The organism is Mycobacterium deserti (assembly GCF_025345615.1).
In the GTDB taxonomy this organism is placed as follows: domain Bacteria; phylum Actinomycetota; class Actinomycetes; order Mycobacteriales; family Mycobacteriaceae; genus Mycobacterium; species Mycobacterium deserti.
In genome coordinates this window covers 182,712-204,887 of sequence record NZ_JAODWD010000001.1, presented here as the reverse complement: position 1 = coordinate 204,887, position 22,176 = coordinate 182,712, and the positions used below count along the sequence as shown (strand labels likewise).

General features: G+C 68.7%; 23 protein-coding genes. 14 read left to right on the top strand and 9 right to left on the bottom strand.

The window, feature by feature from the left end:
• Positions 1–33: 33 nt before the first annotated feature.
• The 5 genes from dapC (at position 34) to N4S67_RS00970 (ending at position 4,606) form a co-directional block, all read left to right on the top strand.
• On the top strand, positions 34–1,122 hold the full coding sequence (gene dapC, locus N4S67_RS00990; protein ID WP_260992001.1) for a succinyldiaminopimelate transaminase: 1,089 nt from the start codon (positions 34–36) through the stop codon (positions 1,120–1,122).
• A gap of 66 nt (positions 1,123–1,188) precedes the next feature.
• Entirely contained in the window at positions 1,189–1,584 is a 396-nt protein-coding gene (locus N4S67_RS00985; RefSeq protein ID WP_260991073.1) for a cupin domain-containing protein, read from the top strand.
• Between the two features lie 29 nt (positions 1,585–1,613).
• Complete coding sequence (locus tag N4S67_RS00980; RefSeq protein ID WP_260991072.1) at positions 1,614–3,386, top strand: acyl-CoA dehydrogenase family protein; 1,773 nt, start codon at positions 1,614–1,616, stop codon at positions 3,384–3,386.
• Positions 3,387–3,437: 51 nt separating this feature from the next.
• Positions 3,438–3,920 carry a hypothetical protein gene (locus N4S67_RS00975; protein WP_260991071.1) on the top strand — a complete coding sequence of 161 codons (483 nt, stop codon included), beginning with the start codon at positions 3,438–3,440 and terminating at the stop codon, positions 3,918–3,920.
• Positions 3,920–4,606, top strand: coding sequence for an esterase (locus tag N4S67_RS00970; protein WP_260991070.1), 687 nt, complete (start codon positions 3,920–3,922; stop codon positions 4,604–4,606). Before N4S67_RS00975 ends, N4S67_RS00970 begins: the two co-directional genes overlap by 1 nt.
• A 2-nt stretch (positions 4,607–4,608) precedes the next feature.
• Here N4S67_RS00970 and N4S67_RS00965 read toward each other — a convergent pair whose 3' ends face one another.
• Entirely contained in the window at positions 4,609–6,201 is a 1,593-nt protein-coding gene (locus N4S67_RS00965; protein ID WP_260991069.1) for a PucR family transcriptional regulator, read from the bottom strand.
• A gap of 93 nt (positions 6,202–6,294) precedes the next feature.
• Here N4S67_RS00965 and pruA point away from each other — a divergent pair, with 93 nt between their 5' ends.
• Positions 6,295–7,926 (top strand): L-glutamate gamma-semialdehyde dehydrogenase, encoded by a 1,632-nt coding sequence (pruA, locus tag N4S67_RS00960; protein ID WP_260991068.1) that lies wholly within the window; start codon positions 6,295–6,297, stop codon positions 7,924–7,926.
• Positions 7,927–7,949: 23 nt separating this feature from the next.
• Positions 7,950–8,912: a proline dehydrogenase family protein gene (locus N4S67_RS00955; RefSeq protein WP_260992000.1), complete on the top strand. Its 963-nt coding sequence runs from the start codon at positions 7,950–7,952 to the stop codon at positions 8,910–8,912.
• On the opposite strand, the gene N4S67_RS00950 is transcribed toward N4S67_RS00955, so the two are convergent.
• From N4S67_RS00950 to N4S67_RS00930, 5 genes are all read right to left on the bottom strand, one after another.
• Entirely contained in the window at positions 8,909–9,304 is a 396-nt protein-coding gene (locus N4S67_RS00950) for a YybH family protein (protein ID WP_260991067.1), read from the bottom strand. The two genes, N4S67_RS00955 and N4S67_RS00950, sit on opposite strands and share 4 nt — an antisense overlap.
• Positions 9,297–9,425, bottom strand: a complete 129-nt coding sequence (locus tag N4S67_RS00945; RefSeq protein WP_260991066.1) for a hypothetical protein — start codon at positions 9,423–9,425, stop codon at positions 9,297–9,299. Before N4S67_RS00945 ends, N4S67_RS00950 begins: the two co-directional genes overlap by 8 nt.
• A gap of 62 nt (positions 9,426–9,487) precedes the next feature.
• A complete protein-coding gene (locus N4S67_RS00940; protein ID WP_260991065.1) occupies positions 9,488–10,021 on the bottom strand; it encodes a pyridoxamine 5'-phosphate oxidase family protein in 534 nt (177 codons plus the stop codon).
• Between the two features lie 49 nt (positions 10,022–10,070).
• Positions 10,071–10,571 (bottom strand): hypothetical protein, encoded by a 501-nt coding sequence (locus N4S67_RS00935; protein ID WP_260991064.1) that lies wholly within the window; start codon positions 10,569–10,571, stop codon positions 10,071–10,073.
• A gap of 31 nt (positions 10,572–10,602) precedes the next feature.
• On the bottom strand, positions 10,603–11,139 hold the full coding sequence (locus N4S67_RS00930; RefSeq protein WP_260991063.1) for an NUDIX domain-containing protein: 537 nt from the start codon (positions 11,137–11,139) through the stop codon (positions 10,603–10,605).
• A 21-nt stretch (positions 11,140–11,160) separates the two neighbouring features.
• Here N4S67_RS00930 and N4S67_RS00925 point away from each other — a divergent pair, with 21 nt between their 5' ends.
• The 3 genes from N4S67_RS00925 to N4S67_RS00915 are packed head-to-tail and all read left to right on the top strand — an operon-like array spanning position 11,161 to position 13,497.
• Complete coding sequence (locus N4S67_RS00925; RefSeq protein WP_260991062.1) at positions 11,161–12,555, top strand: acyl-CoA synthetase; 1,395 nt, start codon at positions 11,161–11,163, stop codon at positions 12,553–12,555.
• Positions 12,546–12,896, top strand: coding sequence for a VOC family protein (locus tag N4S67_RS00920; RefSeq protein WP_260991061.1), 351 nt, complete (start codon positions 12,546–12,548; stop codon positions 12,894–12,896). Before N4S67_RS00925 ends, N4S67_RS00920 begins: the two co-directional genes overlap by 10 nt.
• A gap of 52 nt (positions 12,897–12,948) precedes the next feature.
• Positions 12,949–13,497 (top strand): M15 family metallopeptidase, encoded by a 549-nt coding sequence (locus N4S67_RS00915; protein WP_390893239.1) that lies wholly within the window; start codon positions 12,949–12,951, stop codon positions 13,495–13,497.
• 16 nt (positions 13,498–13,513) lie between these two features.
• Here N4S67_RS00915 and dapD read toward each other — a convergent pair whose 3' ends face one another.
• Complete coding sequence (gene dapD, locus N4S67_RS00910; protein WP_260991060.1) at positions 13,514–14,500, bottom strand: 2,3,4,5-tetrahydropyridine-2,6-dicarboxylate N-succinyltransferase; 987 nt, start codon at positions 14,498–14,500, stop codon at positions 13,514–13,516.
• Here dapD and dapE point away from each other — a divergent pair.
• The 4 genes from dapE to N4S67_RS00890 all read left to right on the top strand — a co-directional run bounded on the left by dapE (position 14,483) and on the right by N4S67_RS00890 (position 19,179).
• Positions 14,483–15,550: a succinyl-diaminopimelate desuccinylase gene (dapE, locus tag N4S67_RS00905; protein WP_260991059.1), complete on the top strand. Its 1,068-nt coding sequence runs from the start codon at positions 14,483–14,485 to the stop codon at positions 15,548–15,550. The two genes, dapD and dapE, sit on opposite strands and share 18 nt — an antisense overlap.
• 79 nt (positions 15,551–15,629) lie before the next feature.
• Entirely contained in the window at positions 15,630–17,234 is a 1,605-nt protein-coding gene (locus N4S67_RS00900) for an ABC-F family ATP-binding cassette domain-containing protein (protein ID WP_260991058.1), read from the top strand.
• Positions 17,235–17,298: 64 nt separating this feature from the next.
• Complete coding sequence (locus tag N4S67_RS00895) at positions 17,299–18,432, top strand: hypothetical protein (RefSeq protein WP_260991057.1); 1,134 nt, start codon at positions 17,299–17,301, stop codon at positions 18,430–18,432.
• A gap of 18 nt (positions 18,433–18,450) precedes the next feature.
• Entirely contained in the window at positions 18,451–19,179 is a 729-nt protein-coding gene (locus N4S67_RS00890) for a hypothetical protein (protein WP_260991056.1), read from the top strand.
• Positions 19,180–19,182: 3 nt separating this feature from the next.
• Here N4S67_RS00890 and N4S67_RS00885 read toward each other — a convergent pair whose 3' ends face one another.
• Together N4S67_RS00885 and N4S67_RS00880 are read right to left on the bottom strand one after the other, a co-directional pair.
• Positions 19,183–20,010, bottom strand: coding sequence for an ESX-1 secretion-associated protein (locus tag N4S67_RS00885; protein WP_260991055.1), 828 nt, complete (start codon positions 20,008–20,010; stop codon positions 19,183–19,185).
• Between the two features lie 58 nt (positions 20,011–20,068).
• Entirely contained in the window at positions 20,069–22,153 is a 2,085-nt protein-coding gene (locus N4S67_RS00880; protein WP_260991054.1) for an AAA family ATPase, read from the bottom strand.
• Between the last annotated feature and the right edge of the window lie 23 nt (positions 22,154–22,176).

The following is a 22,176-nucleotide window of genomic DNA, read 5'->3' as shown; positions in this document are numbered from 1 at the left end:
ACGACCACGTCTGACGTGGGCCGCCGACGTCCGGTGTCGGCCTCTTTGCCGGTGTTCCCGTGGGACACCCTGGCCGACGTGACGGCGCTGGCCCGCTCCCACGCCGACGGCATCGTCGACCTGTCTGTCGGCACGCCTGTGGACGACGTCGCGCCGGTGATCCGCGACGCGCTCGCTGCGGCGAGTTCGTCACCGGGGTATCCGACGACCGCGGGAACGCCGGCCTTGCGGGCGTCGGCGGCCGCGGCACTTCGGCGACGGTACGGCGTCACCGGGCTGGCCGACGATGCCGTGCTGCCGGTGATCGGCACCAAGGAGCTGATCGCCTGGCTGCCGACGCTGCTGGGCCTTGGTCCGGACGACATCGTCGTGGTGCCCGAACTCGCGTATCCGACTTACGAAGTCGGCGCTAAGCTGGCCCGCACGCAGGTGGTGCTCGCGGATTCGCTGACGCAGCTGGGCCCGCGGACACCTGCCCTGGTGTACCTCAACTCGCCGAGCAATCCGACTGGCAAGGTGCTGGGTGTCGACCATCTGCGCAAAGTCGTCGGCTGGGCGCGCGAACGCGGGGTGCTTGTCGCCTCCGACGAGTGCTATCTCGGCCTCGGGTGGGACGCGGCTCCGGTGTCGGTGCTGCACCCGTCGATCAGCGACGGAGACCACACCGGGCTGCTCGCGGTGCATTCGCTGTCGAAGACCTCATCACTGGCCGGCTATCGCGCAGGGTTCGTCGCGGGCGATCCGCAGGTCGTCGCCGAATTGCTGGCGGTGCGCAAACACGCGGGCATGATGGTGCCGACGCCGGTGCAGGCCGCTATGGTGGCCGCGCTCGACGACGACGTCCACGAACAACAGCAGCGGGCCCGGTATGCACGACGACGCGATGTGCTGCTGCCTGCGCTGCAGTCGGCCGGCCTGACCGTCGACCACTCCGAGGCGGGACTCTATCTCTGGGCGACGCGCGGCGAGCCGTGCCGCGACACCGTGGCATGGCTCGCGCAGTCGGGCATCCTGGTAGCCCCCGGTGAGTTCTACGGCCCAGGTGGGTCGCAGCATGTGCGGGTTGCGCTGACCGCTACAGACGAGCGGATTTCTGCTGCGGTGCAACGGCTTACGGCCTGATTGGCCCACCGTCGCGGTGTTCGATTGGACCGCCGGACAATCGCCGTCGGCCGTAGCGTTGGACGCATGCGTATCGGGCCGTCACCGACCAACACACTGGACGTGCTGCTGCACGAAACTCCGCGAATCGCACCGAACTCCTGCGCGATGGTGGCCACCGTCACCGTTGCGCCGGGCGACCCCGGCGCCGGACCGCACCGCCACTCGGGGCCGGTGTTCGGATACGTGCTGCAGGGGGAGATCCTCTTCGAACTCGAAGGTGAGAAGCCGTACGCGATCAAGGCCGGAGAAGCGTTCTGGGAGCCTGGGTTTGACATCGTGCACTACCAAGCCGCCAACCTGCGCGACGACATCGCCAGCACCTTCGTCGTGTTCATGATGTGCGCGCCCGACGTGCCGATGATGACCTACCTCGACGAGGACGAGATCAACAAACGCGCCCATCTGCGGTATCAGCCCTAAGGTCGGCGGTCCGGCGATACCGTCGCCTCATGACCGATTACGACGCCGAGTCCGTCGACCGGCTGCCGTTCACCACACCCGAAAAGGCCGCCCGCTACCGCACCGAGGACTACCAGGGCGCCGTCGGTCTCAACTGGTATCTGACCGATCCCACCCTGCAGGCGACCATGGCGTACTACCTGGAGCCGGACGAACTGGCGGTCGCCGAGCCGCACTTGACGAGCATCGGCGAGCTGATGGGCGGGCCGGTGGCGCGCTGGGCCGAGGAGACCGATCGCCATCCGCCGCGGCTGGAACGCTACGACCGGTGGGGTCACGACATCAGCAGGGTGGTCATGCCGGTCTCGTTCGAGGAGTCGCGGCGGGCGGTGCTCGACGCGCAGAAGGCGTTGCGCGCCGACGCCAAAGCGGCCGGAGTCAGCTCGTCGCTGACGATGTTCGCGTCGAACTATCTGCTCGACCAGGCCGACATCGGCTTGGGGTGCGCGCTGGGCACCGGCGGCAACATGGTCAAGGCGCTGGTCGCCGCCTACGCGCCGACTGACGTGCGCGACCACGTGTTGGCCAAGTTCGAGTCGGGCGAGTGGGAGGGCCAGACGGCGCAGCTGCTGACCGAGCGAACAGGCGGATCGGATCTCGGCGTACTCGAGACGACGGCGACGCGAAGTTCAGACAGCTGGCGGCTCAACGGATTCAAGTGGTTCGCGTCGAACTGCAACGGCGAGGCGTTCGTCGTCCTGGCCAAGCCCGAGGGCGCCCCCGATTCGAGTCGCGGCGTCGCCACCTTCCTGGTGCTGCGTACCCGCCGCGACGGCTCGCGCAACGGCGTTCGGGTGCGCAGGCTCAAGGACAAGCTCGGCACCCGCTCGGTCGCTTCGGGCGAGATCGAGTTCGTCGACGCCGAGGCGTTCCTGCTCTCGGGTGAAGCGAACGACGACGCGGGTCCCTCGGACGGCAAGGGCCTTGGCCGGATGATGGAGCTGACGAATTCGGCGCGGCTGGGCATCGCTTTGTTCGCGCTCGGAAACGCGCGTCGCGCGCTGGTCGAGTCGCTGACCTATGCGCGGCGCAGGCACGCCTTTGGCGGAGCGCTGATCGACAAGCCACTGATGCGGCGCAAGCTGGCCGAGATGATCGTCGACGTCGAAGCCGCGCAAGCCCTGGTGTTCGACGGCACCGGCGCCGCCAACCATCGGCAGCCGCGACGGATCCGCCAGCGCATCGCCGTGCCTGTCACCAAGATGAAGGTCTGCCGGCTCGGCATCACGATGGCCTCAGACGCGATCGAAATTCACGGCGGCAACGGCTATATCGAGACGTGGCCGGTGGCCCGACTGCTGCGCGATGCGCAGGTGAACACCATTTGGGAGGGCCCCGACAACATCTTGTGCCTCGATGTGCGACGCGGTATCGACCGTGCCCAAGCGCATGAACCCCTGCTGCAGCGCCTGCACGACGCCGTCTCGGTGTCCGACGACGACCAGACCACCGCGTTGGTCTCCCGGCGCGTCGACGATCTCGATGCCGCGATCACCGCGTGGACCAAACTGGACGGCGCGGTGGCCGAGGCCCGGCTGTTCCCACTCACACAGTTCATGGGCGACGTGTACGCGGGTGCCCTGCTGACCGAGCGGGCCGCGTGGGAGCGGGCCGAACGCGACACGGACCGCAAGGCGCTCGTCGCACGGCTGTACGCGCAACGGTATTTGGCCGACAGGGGCCCCCTGCGCGGTGTCGACGAGGACACCGATGAGGCCATCGAGCGGTTCGACGAGCTGATGGACGGCGCGTTCGCGGGGTAACGCCCGCGGAGTTGGGATCGGTAACAGCGTCCCCGGGATGTACTTGCCGCCATGAAAAGGACCATTTCGCCGCTGGGGGCGATCGCCGTGACCGTCAGTGCGCTGACCGTAGGGAGCTTCACCCCAGCTGTGGCGCAGGCCGACGAGACGAGCGTGAAGTTCTCGTCTCCGTCGGGGAACATTCACTGCGTCATCGACGCCTACGACGAGCCGACGCCGACTGCGCTCTGCCAGATCGAGGAGATCTCGTACGAGGTGCCCGTGGGAGTCGGGCGCGACGAGAACGGCGGATCCTGCCCGCACCGCACTGGCTCGGGCAACGATTTCCGGCTCGATCAAGGCCAGCCGGGTTTCATCCGGTGCTCCTTCGCGGCCCTCGGCGGCGGCGTCGGGCCCTGGCCGAGGCTCGACTACGGCCAGTCGCGGTCGTTCGGCGCGATCAGATGCGACAGCGCGGCGTCCGGAGTCACCTGTACCGACACCGGCACCGGACACTTCTTCCGGGTGTCCCGCGACCATTACGAGCTGGGCTGATGGTGCGGCGCCTGGTAGCGGTTCTCACCGCGGGCATCGTGATGAACCTGGCGACCCACGGGATCGCCGCAGCGCAGTCGGCGTGTGCCGATCTGAGCGCAGCGGTCGCCGCCGACCAGACATGCCATACGCATAGCGCAGGTCTCGGATACACGGTCGACGTGAGTTTCCCGACCGACTATCCCGACCGGCAAGCGTTGACGGACTACGTGATGCCGCTGCGTGACGACTTCGTCGACTTCGTCTCGACGTCCCCGGCGCACCAGCGGCCGTACTCTCTCGTTGTCGAGCCGACCACCTACCACTCTGGGGGTGCGTCGGGAACACACAGCGTGGTGCTCGAACTGATTCAAGACTCGAATCCGCGCCCGATGGCCTGGTACAAGACTTTCAACTACGACTCGGCCGCCCGTACCCCGATCACGTTGCGGACGCTGTTCGTGCCGGGTGCCGATCCGATGGCCGTCGCCTTTCCCGCCGTCCGCCGTCAACTCGAGAAACGTTGGCGGCCCGATGTTCTGGATGACATGCTGGGTGTGGTCGAGGAGTCGACGTTCCAGGAGTTCGCGCTGACCGACCACGCGGTGATCTTCTTCTTCGGCCAGGGATGGCTACTCGGCCATCCCGAGGGCCCGCTCGAAGTCGTCGTGCCCCGAGAGGATTTCGGATCACTGTTGGCGCACTAGGGTCACGCTTCGGTGGCGCGCAGGGCCAGCGCCAACACCAGCCGATCGTCGGGGTCGTCCAGCGACGTCGACAACAGCGTCTCGATCCTGCGCACGCGGTAGCGCACGGTGTTCGGGTGAACGTGTAACCGGCCGGCCACCGCGGTGACGTCGCCGAACCCGTCGAGATAAGCCCGCAGCGTGTCGGCCAGCATCGGGTCCTGCTCGCGCAGTCGCCGCACCCGCGGGTCGACCAGGCGCGGCTGAGCGGCCACCTGTGACACGATCTCGTCGAGCACGACGGTGGTGCGGGCCTCGTCCAGCGACGTGACGGGCCCGAAGGCGTCCGGGTGGCGCTGTGCGCTGTCGAACACGCGGTCCACCTCGACGCGCGCCAGCGCCGCACCTGCCAATCCCACGAGCGGCGCAGCGACGACAGCCTGCAGCCGCAATCCCAGTTCGCGCTGCAGCCCCGTCACCGTCCCCCGCACCCAGGACAGCACCGCAGGCGGTGCGCCGACTTTCGGCAGCACCACATACACCCGTTCGCCCGTCGACGCTACTTGCGCGTCGGCCCGGAAAGCGCTGGCGCTCAACGCGATGACGTCGGACGGTGCCGCCGAGCCGACGCCACGAAAGCCGATGAGCGCAGCACGGCCATCGGCGGCGATGCCGAGTTCGGCTGCGATGCCGTCGATGTCGGCGCCGCCGCGGACATCACCGCTCAAACCGAGCAGCTCGCGCACGCGCCGCGTATGCGTCGACGGCACCGCCGCCAGCCGCGACATGATGCGGGCCGCCAGGACTGCCCCGCCGCGCAGGATCTCCTCGACGTCGTCGGCCAGCGGTGCCGAACCCTGCTGCAGCCAGATTGTCCCGGCGAAACCCGACGTCCGGCCGTCGGACGGCAGATGAATACCGACCGCCAGCCGCGGACGCAGTCCCAACTCCGGGCGCTCGGCGACACGGACGACGTCGCCGCCGGCGCGCAGCGCGTCGAAGATGCCCCACTGGCCGATCCACTCCAGGTGCTCGGGCGGCCCGGCGCGGCCCAGAATCGTCAGCCGGCGAAGTTCGTCGGCTTCGTCGCTGGAGGCCGAGTAGGCCAGCATGTGCGACTGGTCGTCTTCGATGCTGACCATGCCGCGGGTGCGGTCGGCGATGGACTGAGCGAGCCCGAACAGGTCGGTGCCGAAGTCGTGACGGGGGTCCCCGCGGTCGCCGTGATGGTCGAAGGCGTGGTTGACGAGCCTGTACAACAGCTCCCAGCGCGCCCGCGGCTCGACGGCCACCACCGCGGTGCCCAGCGCGACGGCGCGCGTGATCGCCTCGGCGGATGGTTCTTTGACAAAGATCGCCGCGGGCGCCCGCCCGGTGTCGGCGAACTGCTGCTCGAGCCAGCGCACCGCGTCGGCGTCGGACACCCCGAGCAGGAAGAACAGGTCCGCGGAACCGGAGCCGACCGCGAGGCCGAGGCGCACATCGTCGGCGTCGACGAGGGCCACCGAGTTGACCGGCATGTCGAGTCCGCGGGGGGCCTCGACCAGCGAGACCATCGTGCGGTCCAAGGCGAGCAGCAGCTGACCGAGCCCCACTCCCGGCTGCGCAGCGGCCATCGGTGCTCCTTTGTCTGATCCGACTATAAGCGGGCAACGTTGTTGTCTGAACGGCTATGTGTCCTGTGTCGCATTTTGGGGGATTCTTGCTGCATGGACGCCATCACCGAGGTCCCCATGCCGACCAACGAGCCGGTCCACGACTATGCACCTGGCTCGGCCGAACGCACGAGGCTGATCGAAGCCCTGGGCACCGTCGCTCAGGAGCCGATCGACCTGCCGCACGTCATCGGCGGCGAGCACCGGATGGGCGGCGGAACGCGCACGGATGTGGTGCAGCCGCACCAGCACAGCGCGTGCCTGGGCACCTTCACCAACGCCGAACATGCCGACGCGGTCGCCGCCATCGATGCCGCGATGGCCGCCAAGGCCGACTGGGAGGCCACCCCCTTCGACGAACGCGCCGCGGTCTTCCTGCGCGCCGCCGACCTGCTGGCCGGTCCCTGGCGGGAGACGTTGTGCGCGGCGACCATGCTCGGTCAGTCCAAGTCGGCTTATCAGGCCGAGATCGACGCCGCGTGTGAGTTGATCGACTTCTGGCGGTTCAACGTCGGGTTCGCACGCCAGATCCTCGCGCAGCAGCCGGTCAGCACCCGCGGTGTCTGGAACCGCACGGATTACCGGCCGCTCGAGGGCTTCGTCTACGCGATCACCCCGTTCAACTTCACCGCGATCGCGGGTAACCTGCCCAGCGCGCCGGCGCTGATGGGCAACACCGTCATCTGGAAGCCGTCACCCACCCAGACCTTCGCGGCCTATCTGACCATGCAGCTGCTGGAGGCCGCGGGTCTGCCGCCGGGTGTGATCAACCTGCTGGCCGGCGACGGGGTCGCGGTTTCCGAAGTGGCGCTAGCAGACCCGCGACTGGCCGGCATCCACTTCACCGGCTCGACGGCGACCTTCCAGCATCTGTGGCGCGAAGTCGGAGCGAACATCGATCGCTACCACACCTATCCGCGCCTCGTCGGCGAGACCGGCGGAAAGGACTTCGTGGTCGCTCATTCGAGCGCCCGTCCGGATGTATTGCGCGCCGCATTGATTCGCGGTGCCTTCGACTATCAGGGCCAGAAGTGCTCGGCGGCGTCGCGAGCCTTCGTTCCACGTTCGGTGTGGCAGCAGATGGGCGACGACTTCCTGTCCGCCGTCGAGGCGCTGCGCTACGGCGACGTGACGGATCTGACGAACTTCGGCGGCGCACTGATCGACGAGCGGTCGTTCGCCAAGAATGTCAACGCCATCGAGCGGGCCAAGGGTGCCGCGAACGTCACCGTCGCGGTCGGCGGCGAATACGACAACAGCGAGGGCTATTTCGTGCGCCCGACGGTGTTGTTGTCCGACGATCCGACCGACGAGGCGTTCGGCACCGAGTACTTCGGACCGATCCTGGCCGTGCACGTCTATCCCGACGAGGACTACGACCGGGTCCTCGACGTCGTCGACAGGGGCGCGAAGTACGCGCTCACCGGAGCGGTGATCGCCGACGATCGGTCAGCGGTACTGACGGCCGAGAAGCGGTTGCGCCACTCCGCGGGAAACTTCTACGTCAACGACAAGCCGACTGGTGCAGTGGTGGGCCAGCAGCCGTTCGGCGGGTCGCGGGCCTCGGGCACCAACGACAAGGCCGGGTCGGCGCTCAACCTGTTGCGGTGGACGTCGGCGCGGTCGATCAAGGAGACGTTCGTGCCGGCCACCGACCACGACTACCCGCACATGGAGTCCTCATGACATCTCGCTCCTCACGTGCGCGGGTGGCTGTCTTCGATCGCGTGGCCCGGCCCGCGATCCTGGCCGCAAGCCGGTCGCATCGGCTGCGCCGTACCGCCGAGCGGTTGCCGATCACCCGCGATGTGGTACACCGCTTCGTTCCCGGCGAGTCGATGACCGATGCCATCGATGCCGTTGCGGCGCTGAGGAATTCGGGACGCATGGTGTCCATTGACTATCTCGGTGAGGATGTCACCGACGCCGACGCGGCGAACGCGACTGTCGAGGCATATGTCGCGCTGCTCGACGCGTTCGGTGAGCGAGACGAATCCGATGCGAAGGTCCGTCCGCTTGAGGTGTCTCTGAAGCTGTCGGCGCTGGGTCAGGCCCTGCCCCGCGACGGGGCCAAGATCGCGCTCGAAAACGCGCACGTGGTCTGTGAGCGGGCGCAGCAGGTAGGGGCGTGGGTGACGGTGGATGCCGAAGACCACACGACCACCGACTCCACCCTGTCGATCGTGCGCGATCTGCGCACCGAGTTCGATTGGTTGGGAACGGTTCTGCAGGCCTACCTGAAACGCACGCAGGCCGACTGTGAGGATTTCGCCGCCGCCGGTGCCCGTATCCGGCTGTGCAAGGGCGCCTACGACGAACCGGCCTCCGTGGCGTTCCGCGACCGCGACGACGTCACGGATTCCTACCTTCGCTGCCTCCGTGTCCTGATGGCGGGTCGCAGTTACCCGATGGTGGCGTCACACGATCCGCAGATCATCGCCGAGGTTCCGGCCATGGTGCGCGAGAGCGGGCGTAGCGTGGACGATTTCGAATACCAGATGTTGTACGGCATTCGCGACTCCGAGCAGCGACGGCTCGCCGACACCGGCAATCACGTGCGCGTCTACGTGCCGTTCGGTACGCAGTGGTACGGCTACTTCGTGCGCCGCCTCGCCGAGCGCCCGGCCAACCTCACGTTCTTTTTGCGCGCACTTGCCGAGCGCCGACGCTAGTCGGTCAAGCAGAACGAGTGGTGCTCGTGGGTGACGACCCAGCGGCCGTCGCGTTTGCATAGGCCGATGGTCAGACGCAACCGGTTGTCCGGGTTCTTCTCGAACTCCTCGGGCGTGCCGCACCGCAGAAGCGCCCATGCGAAGGCGACGTCGTCGCCGGCCGTCACGTCCAGTTCGACGATCTCGAACAGCGCGCCCTGGCGTTGAAACTCGAAGAACGGCGGCCACGACCCGCGATATTCGTCGATGCCGCGAATGCCCCGGTACGGCGGCGGGACGTCGAACATGACGATTTCGGAATCATGCTCTGCGAGAACGGAATCGATATTTCCGGTGTGTACCGCGTCAGCCCATCGAGTGATCAGGTCGCGGATGGATCTCTCGTCATTCATCGGGCCGGCACCCCCTGCGCTCGTTGTCGCCCTCCGAGGACACGAGGACGTAGCCGGCGCTGGCGAACAGAACGGGCGTCATCGCAATCATGCCGTAGGCCAGTGCGTATGCGGAAGTCATCGTGTCACCCCTTTCATCGGCTTTGTGTTGTCAACGGGGTAGACGGGTAAGCGGTTCAAAACTCATCGGTCGATCTCGAACTTCGTTGCGCCGTACGGCGCCGCTGTCCCGAACGCATACACGACGTCGGGCGTCATTCGGTAGACATGCCAAGGCGGCGGGCCAGCCGACGGCGCGCTGAACTCGGCAGTCAGGCCGTCGCCGTCGACCACGCACGGCCAGTCCTGATCATTGAATGCCGTTGCCACAGAGCGTAGTTCGTCGGAATCGACGACCCGCTGCGCGCTACCTTCCAACACCAGATCGAAGTCATGCGTCGCGATGCTCAACACGCACCGCGGATCGGCGGCGATGTTGCGCGACTTGCGGGAACCCGGCCCGGAGTTGAAATACCAGACCCCGTCGATCGAGACGATGCCCACCGGACGCACGTGCGCCGTGCCGTCGAGATTGGTGCTGGTCAACCAGGGAGTATGACGAGCAGGCCCGCCGCTGCCGGGAATCTGCGTGGAAGCAGCCGCCAGCGTCTCGCGGACCCGCTGCCAGGCGATCGGCGGCGCGCCGTACCCGTCGAGGTTCGTGGATGTCGCGTTCATACCGGTATGGACCGCGTGCGAGTGCAGATGTCATCGCGGTCGCAACCGGCTAGGTCGGATTCTTCGCCGCGGCGATCGCGGACCGCACCTCCTCGAAGCAGTCCACGGCCTCGGGCTCGGGACCCATTCCGACGAAGTAGCTGCCCGGTTGCTCACCGGCGAATCCGGTGATCGTGAAACCGCCCGGCTCATCGGCCAGGCGATCGAACGCGGGTCCGAGGCCGGTGCCGGCGGCCACCGACGCCTGCATCAACGGAAGCGAGAGGACCGCGGTGCCGCGTTTGGCGCCGTCGGTGACGACCAGAAGGTGCGTCGGATGCAAGACCAGCACCGTGATGTGTTCGGCATCGGGGTCGGCCGGGTTGAGTCGGCGCCCGACCAGTCGTCCGAACGCCGAGCCTGCGGGCGGGTTCTCGCTGTGGGTGAGCCACAACCGTGCCGTGCCCAGGGCGAGCTGGCGGGATTCGGCGTGCGCCGACAGGTTCTCGCGGACATGTGCAGGCAGCTCATCGATCTGCACCGGCCGGGTGTGTCGGACGTACGTCGCCATGGCGCCATCCTGCCTCACACGGCGCGATCGGCTACTGCTGTGCCAACATCAGCAGCGCCCATGCCGCGATCGACTGCGCATCGGTGATCTCGCCGCCCCGCATCATCTGCTCGACCTGCGCACGGGTGAACCATTCACTGTGCATGTCCTGTTCCTCGTGCTCGCGTTCGTGCTCGCCCTCGGCGATGCCGGTCGCGAGGAACACCCATCCGCGCTGGCTGCTCATACCGGGCGCCACGTCGAGCTGGCCCAGCACCGTCATCGACGCCGCCCGCAGGCCGGTCTCCTCACGCAGCTCGCGAGCGGCCAGCTCGGCCGGCTCGAGCACCTGCCGCCCCGGCGCGGTGCCCTGCGGGAACTCCCAGCGCCGCAGCCCAAGCGGATACCGGAACTGCTCGACGAGATGGAACCGGTCGTCGTCACAGGGGATCACCAGCGCATAGTCGGGCTTGTCTACCACCGAATAGATGCCCGGGCTGCCGTCGGGTCGCCGGATGTCGTCCTCACGAAGCGTCATCCAGCTGTTGCGGTAGATCTCTCGGGAAGCGACCGTCCGGATGGGATCCACGCGCCCAGTATCCTCACGTGCGTGCTCCTGGCCTCGCTCAACCCGGCCTCTGACGACATCGCCGACGCAGTGCGCATCGACGGCACGGTGCTGAGCCGCAGCGATCTGGTCGGAGCGGCGACGGCTGCCGCCGAGCGCGTCGCCGGTGCAGGCCGGGTGGCGGTGCTGGCCACGCCGAGCGCGGCGACCGTGCTGGCCGTCGCGGGCTGCCTGATCGCCGGGGTGCCGTTCGTCCCGGTGCCCGCCGACGTCGGCGCCACCGAACGCCGCCATATCGTCGGCGACTCGGGGGCGCAGGCGTGGCTGGGGGAGGTGCCAGAAGAAGCCGAGGGGCTGCCGCATATCCCGGTGCGGCTGCACGCGCGTTCCTGGCACCGCTACGCCGAGCCGCCGTCGGAGGCCACCGCGCTGATCATGTACACGTCCGGGACCACCGGGGCGCCCAAGGGCGTCGTGATGAGCCGCGCCGCGATCGCGGCTGACATCGACGCGCTCGCCGAGGCGTGGCAGTGGACACCGTCGGACACGCTGGTGCACGGGCTGCCGCTCTATCATGTGCACGGGCTGGTGCTCGGCTTGCTCGGCTCGCTGAGGATCGGAAATCGGTTCGTGCACACCGGAAGACCGAAGCCCGAGTTGTATGCGCAAGCAGGTGGTTCGCTCTACTTCGGGGTGCCGACGGTGTGGTCGAGGATCGCCGGCGACGGCGACGCTGCGCGGGCGCTGGCATCGGCGCGATTACTCGTCTCGGGCAGCGCGCCGCTACCGGTGCCCGTCTTCGACCGACTGGCCGAGCTGACCGGCCACGCACCGGTCGAACGGTACGGCAGCACTGAGACGCTGATCACGATCAGCACCCTCGCCGACGGGGAGCGCCGCCCGGGCTGGGTCGGGTTGCCGCTGCGGGGGATCGAGACACGACTGGTCGACGAGCAGGGCGGGCTGGTGCCCCACGATGCGGAAAGCATCGGAGCGCTGCAGGTTCGGGGACCGACGATGTTCGACGGCTACCTGAACCGACCCGACGCGACGGCCGACGCGCTCGACAGCGATGGCTGGTACCGCACCGGTGATGTGGCGGTCATCGACGCCGACGGCATGCACCGCATCGTCGGACGCGAGTCCGTCGACCTGATCAAGTCCGGTGGCTACCGGATCGGTGCAGGCGAGATCGAGACGGCATTGCTGGGGCATCCGGGTGTGGTCGAGGCTGCCGTCGTCGGCTTACCCGACGACGATCTCGGCCAACGCATAGTCGCGTTCGTCGTTGGCGACGCCGAACCGCAGGCATTGACCGACTATGTCGCGCAGCAGCTTTCGGTGCACAAACGTCCGCGAGAGGTGCGGTTGGTCGAGTCGCTACCACGCAACGCGATGGGAAAAGTGTTGAAAAAGGAGTTGATGCAATGGCATTGACGTTCGACGAGATCTGCATCGATGCGCACGACGCCACGGCGCTCGGCGGCTGGTGGGCCAGGGTGCTCGGCTGGCAGCAGGACGTCGACGCAGACGGCGACGTCGTGCTACATGCACCGCCGGGCGCGGGACCGAACTGGCTGTTCCTCGGCGTGCCCGACGACAAGGTCGTCAAGAATCGCATCCACTTCGACTTCCGGCCCGACGATCAGCAGGCCGAAGTCGACCGGGTGGTCGGGCTGGGCGCCCGGCACGTCGACATCGGTCAGGGCGACGAGACCTGGGTCGTGCTCGCTGATCCCGAGGGCAACGAATTCTGCATCCTCGCCGCAGAGGATTGAGCGCAGCCGCTTGCCCATCCCCCTTCCCCCGCCTCGCCGCGGCGCGAGCGTCATCTCCATCCTGATCGTTCTCGCTGCGTGCGCGTCCCCGGCGCAGCTACCGCCACCTCCTGCGCCCGCCGGTGAACCCGAGCGGCTGACGATCGGCACGGCGGCCACCGACACCGTCGGCGGATGGCTTCCCGACGGCAAGACGCTGAGCCCGTTCGACGTGTCGAATCCGATTGTGAGCTACCTGGATCCGTCCTTGCTCGCGGCGGTTCAAGAAGCGACGCGTCGCGCCGCGGCGGAGGGTGTCGACATCCGGCTGACGTCGGGCTGGCGGTCGAAGGGGTTCCAGCAGCGCCTGTTCGACGACGGCGTGCAGACGTACGGAAGCGTCGATGCGGCAAGGGAATTCGTGGCGTCTCCGGCGGTCTCGAAGCATGTCGAGGGAAAAGCGGTGGACATCGCGCCGGTCGAAGCCGACAAGTGGCTGATCGCCAACGGCGCGGCGTTCGGGCTCTGTCAGATTTTCGCCAACGAGATCTGGCACTTCGAGTTGGCGACCGACGAGCAGGGCCGTTGCCCACCGCTGAAGCCCAACGCCGCAGCGGGTTGAGCACCTCGTGGGCCTGCTAGTTCTGGTGAAGGGCCTCGTTGAGGGTGATGCCCTTGCCGTCGCGGGTCACCACTTCCACCGCGCCCGACAACGAATTGCGCCGGAACAACAGGTTGTTCGCGCCTGACAGCTCGCGCGCCTTCACCGTCTTGCCGTCGGATGTCTGCACTTTTGTGCCCGCGGTGACGTACAGGCCTGCCTCGACCACGCAGTCGTCGCCGAGCGGAATGCCGAGACCGGCGTTGGCGCCGAGCAGGCAGCCCTTGCCGATCGAGATGATCTCCTTGCCGCCGCCGGACAGCGTGCCCATGATCGATGCGCCGCCGCCGATGTCGGAGCCGTCGCCGACCACCACGCCCGCCGAGATCCTGCCCTCGACCATCGACGCGCCCAGCGTGCCCGCGTTGAAGTTCACGAAGCCCTCGTGCATCACGGTCGTACCCGAAGCCAGGTGTGCGCCGAGGCGCACCCGGTCGGCGTCAGCGACGCGCACCCCCGTCGGTAGCACGTAGTCGACCATCCGCGGAAACTTGTCCACGCCGTAGACGGTCACTGAACCACGCCTGCGCAGCCTGGCCCGCACGATCTCGAATCCCTCGACGGCACACGGCCCGTGATTCGTCCAGACCACGTTGGTCAGCAGGCCGAAGAACCCGTCGGCGTTCAGCCCGTGCGGCGCCACCAGCCGGTGCGACAGCAGGTGCAGCCGCAGGTAGGCGTCGTAGGCGTCGATCGCCTTGTCGTCCAACGACGCGATCGCGGTGCGCACCACGACGACGTCTACACCGCGGTCGTCGTCGCGTCCGGCCAGCGCCGCCAACTCCTCGGGGACCTCGGCGACCGACAGCCGCACCGTGCCCGCGGGGCCATCGGTGTCGAGTTCGGGAGCGGGGAACCAGGTGTCGAGAACCGTTCCGTCGTCGGCGATGGTCGCCAGGCCGACGCCTGCAGCAGAAGTCACGCCGGTAAGACTAACGTCAGGCGGGTGGGCCTGGACTTGCACGGCGACCCGATCGCGCTGACCGCGGCACTGGTGGACATCCCCAGCGAGTCGCGCAGCGAGAAGCGCATCGCCGACGAGATCGAGGCGGCCCTGCGCGAGCAGGCGCCGCATTTCGAGATCGTGCGCAGCGCCGACGCCGTGCTGGCCCGCACCGATCGGGGCCTGCCGTCGCGGGTCATGCTCGCCGGCCACATCGATACCGTGCCGGCCGCCGGCAACCTGCCCAGCCGGCTTGCCGACGGCCAGTTGCACGGCTGCGGCACGTCGGACATGAAGTCGGGCGATGCGGTGTTCCTGCACCTGGCCGCCACCGTCGCCGAGCCCGCACACGACATCACGCTGGTGATGTACGACTGCGAGGAGATCGAGGCCGCCGCCAACGGCCTCGGCCGCATCGAGCGTGAGCTGCCCGAATGGCTGCAGGCAGATGTCGCGATACTCGGCGAACCGTCCGGCGGCTTCATCGAGGCAGGCTGCCAAGGCACGCTGCGCGTCGTGATCACCGCGACCGGCACCCGTGCGCACTCCGCTCGATCGTGGCTGGGCGACAACGCCATCCACAAGCTCGGCGCCGTGTTGGATCGGCTCCAGGCGTATCAGGCCCGCATCGTCGACATCGACGGGTGCGAGTACCGCGAAGGGCTTTCTGCCGTGCGCATCGACGGCGGAATAGCAGGCAACGTGATCCCCGACGCGGCCTCGGTCACCGTGAATTTCCGGTTCGCGCCGGATCGCAGTGTCGACGAGGCGACGCAACACGTCCACAAGGTGTTCGACGGTCTCGACGTCGACATCCAGTTGACCGACTCGGCCGCCGGCGCGCTGCCCGGTCTGACGGCTCCCCCCGCGGCGGCGCTCGTCGAGGCCGCCGGGGGACAGGTTCGGGCCAAGTACGGCTGGACCGACGTCGCGCGTTTCGCGGCGCTGGGCATCCCGGCTGTCAACTTCGGACCCGGCGACCCCAACCTCGCGCACCGTGCCGACGAGCGTGTCGACACCGCGGCGATCGCCGCGGCGACCGACATGCTGCGGCGGTATTTAACCGGTTGACGCGGTTCGTACCCTGGAACCATGCGGTGAGACAACGACTCCGGTATCCCCAGTCGTTTTCTGCTCACGAGGCTCTCGCATGTCTTCCATCGTTTGTTCGAACCTGTCGTTCGCCTGGCCCGACGACTCACCGTTGTTTTCGGATCTGTCCTTCACCGTCGGTGAGGGCCGCACCGGTCTCGTCGCGCCCAACGGCGCGGGCAAGAGCACGTTGCTGGCCGTGATCGCCGGTGAGCGCGCGCCGACCACCGGATCGGTCACCGTCGACGGCACGCTCGGCTACCTGCCTCAAACGCTGCCGTTCGTCGCCGACCGCACCGTGGCCGAGGTGCTGGGCGTCGCCGCCGTGATCGACGCGCTCAATGCGCTGGCCGACGGCCGGGCCGACGACGGGGTGTTCGCGGTCATCGGCGACGACTGGGACATCGAGGAGCGCACCCGCGCGCAACTCGACCGGCTCGGCCTCGGCCACATCGGCCTCGACCGCCCGCTCGGCTCGCTGTCCGGCGGTGAAGTCGTCACCCTCGGCCTGGCCGGTCAACTGCTCAAGCGTCCCGACGTGTTGCTGCTCGACGAACCGACCAACAACCTCGACGTCGACGCCCGACACCGGCTCTACGACGCGCTCGACGGCTACAGCGGATGCCTGCTGCTCGTCAGCCACGACCGCGTCCTGCTCGACCGTATGGACCGCATCGCCGAGCTCCATCGCGGCGAGATGTTGCTCTACGGCGGAAATTTCACGATGTACCAGAAAGCGGTCAACGAGGCGCAGCGTGTCGCGGAGAACAACATCCGCAACGCCGAACAACAGCTGCGCCGTGAGAAGCGCGACATGCAGCTGGCCAGGGAGCGCGCGGCACGGCGGTCGTCGACCGCGGCACGCAACATCAAAGACGCCGGGATTCCCAAGATCATCGCCGGTGCGATGAAGCGGCGCGCGCAGGAGTCGGCGGGGCGCATCGACGGCGTCAACGCCGCGCGGGTCAGCGACGCCAAGACCCGGCTCGACCAAGCCGAACGGACCCTGCGCGACGACGACACGCTGGCGCTCGAGTTGCCGCACACCAATGTGCCTGCGGGGCGGACCCTGTTGACGGTCGAGCACGTGTTGGTGCGTCAGCTGTTCGCAGGCATCGACCTCGACATTCGGGGTCCCGAGCGTATCGCGTTGACCGGACCCAACGGCGTGGGCAAGTCCACGTTGTTGCGCGTCATCGCCGGTGAGCTGCAGCCGGATTCCGGGCTCGTGCACCGCGCCGACGGTCGCGTCGCATACCTGTCGCAGCGACTCGACCTCCTGGACCCGCAGCGCAGCGTCGTCGAGAGCCTCGCCGCGTACGCGCCGAGCCTGTCGGAAACCCGGCGCATGCATCTGCTTGCGCGATTCCTGTTCCGCGGCAACCGGATCCATTTGCCAGTTCACGCGCTGTCCGGCGGCGAGCGGCTGCGCGCGACACTGGCCTGCGTCCTGTACGCCGAACCCGCACCGCAACTGCTGCTGCTCGACGAGCCGACCAACAACCTCGACCTCGTCAGCGTCGGCCAACTGCAGTCCGCGCTGAACGCTTATGAGGGCGCGTTCATCGTCGTCAGCCACGACGAGCGCTTCCTTGCCGACATCGGCATCGAACGCCTGCTTCGGCTATCCGCGGGCCACCTGATAGCGGCAAATTCGTCCTGATCGGCGGACTCTGTCGGCGAATTAGCGGACCGGCAGCTACTCGCGGCACGGTAAATTCACGGTCATGGCGATCCCACCCGATTCGAGCCCGTTCGGGTCGCAAACCGTGACGGGGCCAGGCTGGCCGAACGTCGACGAGGAGATGCTGGCCGCCGCGGCGGCGAAGTACGAAGCACTCGCCGCGAAGATCACCGGCAGCGTGGTGCCCCAGCAGCAGAGCCAGCTGATGAAGATGAACGATCACTGGGAAGGAGCCGGGGCGTTGGCCGCCACCGGCGAGGCGACGACGATCATCGGCGGCCACGAGGCCAATGCCGCGCACGCCGCCGCGATCGCGGGCAAGTTGCGCGCCATGGAGGCCACCGTCGTCAAGGCGAAGATGTTGGCGAACACCATCGCCCAAGAAGTCCAGCACGAGTGCGAGGCGCTCTCGGCGATGCCGTTCAGCAACGCTCAGGAACTGGTGCAGAGCCGGATCAAAATGGGGCTCTCGCAGAACATCGCCAACGTGACGGCCCACACCACCGAACTGGCCAACACGCTTGGCGTGCCCCCGAGTATCCCGTTCCCCGGGGCTCCGGTGTCCGCCGGCGGTAAGGAGGCGAAAGACGCCGCGGAGGAAACCTCGAAAGCGGCAAGCGATGGGTCCCAACAGGCGATGCAGATGATGAGCCAGATGGGTTCCATGGCGGCGCAACTGCCGATGCAGATCGGCCAGTCGCTGATGCAGCTGCCACAGCAGATGGGCCAGCAGTTGCAGCAGCTGACCCAGCCGCTGCAACAGCTGACGTCGATGTTCGGCCAAGGCGGCAAGGCCGACTCGCTGGGCGCCGCGGGCATGCCGTTCTCGTCGTTCTCCAATCACCCGCTGGCGGGTGGATCGGGTGCCGGTGGCGGCTCGGGCATGGTGAAAGCCGCCTCACTGCCCGGATCCGGCGGCATGCCGCTGCAAACGTCGCAGATGGCGAATCTGGTGGGCACGAAGTCCGTGAGCACGGCGCCGGCGGAGGGCGCGATGGCCGGATCCAGCGCGACCGGCGGGGCCGCGCCGATGGCCGCGGGCGGCGGCATGGGCGGCATGGCGCCGATGATGGGTCAGCGCGGTGACGGCGGCGGCGGTACGAGCGCCAGCCTGGCGGTGCCCGCACCGCTCGATCACGACCTCGACGAAGGCGATTACGACGATGACGACTGGTGACGACACAGGAGAAGGCCGATGACCGCGCCGATGAAAAAGGGCCAAGGTCTCAACTGGAATCCGGCCTCGATCGAGCTGCCTGAGATCCCCACCATCCAGGCGGGCCAGGACGCGCTGAGTTCGACCATCGCGGCGGTACTCCCGACGCTCGCCGTTCCGCTCGCCGCCAACGTCGCGACCCTGCAGGCCAAAGAGGGCACCTTCGCAGGCAAGCTCGGCGCCGCGGAGGCGGCGTACCAGACGTCCGATGACCAGGGCTCGCAGTCCGTCGGCCAAGTCGTCGGGATGCTCGGCCAGATGGGGCAGCAGGCCGGGCAGATGGCGCAGCAGGCCGGTGCGCCGATGCAGGCCGTGGGCGGCCAGATGGGCACGTTCGGTTCGATGATGCAGCAGGCGATGCAGGCGGCGCAGGGCGCTGGCGGGCAGTCGGCCGGCGGGCAGGGACCAGGCGCGCCGGGCGGCGCACCGGTCGGTGCTCCGCCAGGGCCTGCGGGCGGCGGCGGCCAACAGCCCCCGAACGGATCGCTCGAACAGCGCGTCGAGCGGCTCGAGCAGCGTGTCGAGCACGAAGACCGTTCCGAAGATCAACAGGAGCCGCGACGCGAAGAAGGGCAGCCCCTGCAGCGTGCCGACGAATCCACGCTGGCCGCGGGTCCAGAACTTGGTGGTCCCGCCGCGGGACCGGTTCCGGTGGCGCCGCCCGAGCAGCCGCGTCCATCGGCCGACGACGCGGCGCGCAACCTGTAGCGGTCAGTCCACCTGCGGACGCGTCTGCGCGGGCCGCTGGGCCGGGGCCTGCTCGACCGGTGCCGCCCCCCCGGTGGGCGCCCCCGCCGACGCACCCTCTGCGGGCTTCGGGCGAGCGTCCTGCGGCTCGTCCCCACTCGGCGGGTCGTCGCCCCGCTTGCGGTCGTCGGCATGCGTATTCGACGACCCCTGGTCCTTCGGGGCGCCGCCGCCGGCGCCTGAAGCCCCCGTCCCGGTGGGCGCGCCGCCTGCCGCACCGGTTGCCGTCTGGACGATCTGGCTGACGCCCTGCATGACCTGGCCCGGCAGTTGGGCGAGGCCGCCCACCATGCCGCCGAGCGACTGCGCCATCTGACCTGCGGCCTGCCCGGCCTGCTGAGCCATCTGGCCCATCATGTTCGCGCCGCCACCTGCGCCGGATGCGGCTGCGCCCTGCGCGCCGCCCGGGGTCGACCCGCCGGGAGTGCCGCCGCCCGGCGCGCCGCCTCCGCCACCCGAGGGCGTGCCTCCTGCGCTCTCCAGGGCCGCGGCCGCGGCCTTCAACTTGTCCGCGCCCTGCTGGTCGCCCTTCTCGTAAAGCCGTGCTGCCTCCTGCAGCAGTCCCGAGATCGTCGCTCCCGACGTCGACGTGGTGTTGAGCGTGCCCGTGCGGGTGCCGAGCACGCCGGACAGGGCGGTGCTGACGGCGGAGGCGATCGTCCCGTGGGTGTTCTGCACTCCTGTGGCCTCGGACCCGCCGCCCGCCGTCAGACTCGACAGGGCCGATACCACCTGGTCGTGTACCTGCGAGATGGACCGCACGCCCCCGGGCTGTACGAACAGATCGCTCATGGGCCAAGTTTAGGACCGCTCCAGCAACCTCTTCGACGCCAATTTCACATAGCAGGCGCTAACCCGCCTGTGCGGCAGCATCAGCGGCCGCCCGCGACATGCCGATCGCTGCGTACCGCTGCGCGACGTCGCCGAGGGCGTCGGCGTCGCGACCGGTGACCGCCCGTGCGTGCGACAGGGCCAGTTGACCGACGACGCAGTCGCATTGGGCACTGAGTCGCGCGATGTGGTCGGCGGCCCGAACATCGCCGAGGCGCGCCGCGTCGAGCAGGACCCGCAGCGCGACCGCGGCCTGGCCACCGCGCTCTGCGCTGCGCGCCGCCTCGCGCGCCGCGGCGATCGCACCGTGTTGATCGCCGCGTGCCGATGTCGTCCACGCGCGGGCCAGCGCAAGCTCCGGTGCGAACAGCATCGACTTCAGCCCGTGCCGAGACTCCGCCCGCGACAAGGCTTTACCGGCCTCGGCCGTCGCGCCGAGCTGACCCAGCGCCTGCGCCAACAGCATCCACGCCAGTGGGCCCCACGAGTAGCCGGTCGGCGCCAGCGCGGCGGCCGCTCGGCGCAACAGTTTCACCGCGGCCTCGAGCTCACCCTTGGCGATCAGTACGTCGGCGATCAGCACCTCGCCGATCGCGCGGCCCGGCTGCTGCAATTGGGTGAAGTCGGTGAGCCCGCGGGCCAGCGTCTGCGCCGCGTCCAGTTCGCCGGTCAACACCATGGCGGTCGTTTGGCCGAACCCGCTGGTGAACCGGAGCAATCCCGGCTGGCCGGCGGCGATCGCGCGTTCCGCAGGTGTGTCGACCTCGGCGAAAAGGCCCATCCGCGCGGAGCTCAACGCGGCCGCTGCGCCCGCCCAGCCGACCGCGGTGTCGTCGGCTGACGGCGACGCCAGCACCCGATCGGCGATCTGCTTGGCGCGGCTGGGATTGCCTGCGTTCATCGCGAACGTCGCCGACAGCGCGTCGAGGGTGGTCCGTGCCTCCGGAGACGACACCCTGTTGCGCGTGGCCAGGAGAAAAGCGGTCGCCCGCTCCGGTTCGGACAACATCCAGAACTGGTTGGCCGCGCGCGGCAGGGCCCACATCATCAATGCCGATTCCGACAGCGCGGTCGGATCCACCTCGGCGAGAACCGAATCGGCGTCGCGGCCGCGGCCCTGCCACGCCAATGCGTAGGCCAGCGTCACCCGGGCGGCGAAATTCGGCGCGCGTTGCAATGCGGCCCGGGCGAGCCGTTCGGACAACACCAGGTCCCCGAGGCGCAGCGCCTCCTCGGCGGCCGTGGCCACTTCTGCGGTCGGCTGCGGGCGGTCGCTGTCCAGAGCCAGCACCGCCAGCCGCAGCAGGGCCACCACGTCGCGAGGGGGCGCGGCACCGAGCCGTTCGACCAGCTCCGTCCGCAACCGGCGCATCTCCGGCCCACCCAACGCATCGCCGACCGCGTCGACGAAGAGCGGGTGCGCAGGCCGCACATGTTCCCCGTCGACGACGACGGCGCCGGACCGCTCGGCCTCGGCGACGGCCTCGCGCCCGCCGGCCAGATCGGCGATCTCGGCCAGCGGCAGCGGGTCGTCGACGGCCAGGTATTCCAGCACCCGGTGCGCCGGGGCCGGCAGTGACGCGACGAACTCCTCGACCGAGGTAGCGAGCCGGCGGTCGTCGTGGCCCGGCGGCTGAAGATCGATCCGCTCGAGCAGATCGTCACGCCACAGCGCCGAGACCTCGTCGGCCGCAGGCCCGTTGGGCGAGACGGTCACGATGAGCGACGCGGCGCCGCTGACCGCCAGCTGATACACCAACGCCGCCGACAACTTGTCCAGGAGGTGCGCGTCATCCACCACCAGCAGTCGGCCGTCGCCGAGCGACTGGCGGGCGTTGCGTAGCACCTCGGCGGTTTTTCCGGTGTCGGGAACGTCGATCACATGGGCGAACGCCGCGAACGGCACCGTAGCCATCGGCGCCGTAGCAATCACCCAGTCGACGCGGTCGAATTGGGAGCCGATGCGGGACGCGGCTTCTCGCGCCAGCGTGGTCTTGCCGACACCCGCGGGGCCGATCAGCACCGCGCCGGACCGCTCCCGCACACCGGCTGCGATAAGCCGCAATGCCGGCTCCGACGGCGAGGTCACCCAGTCGATCGGCACCGCCGGAGTCTATGGCTAGGTTG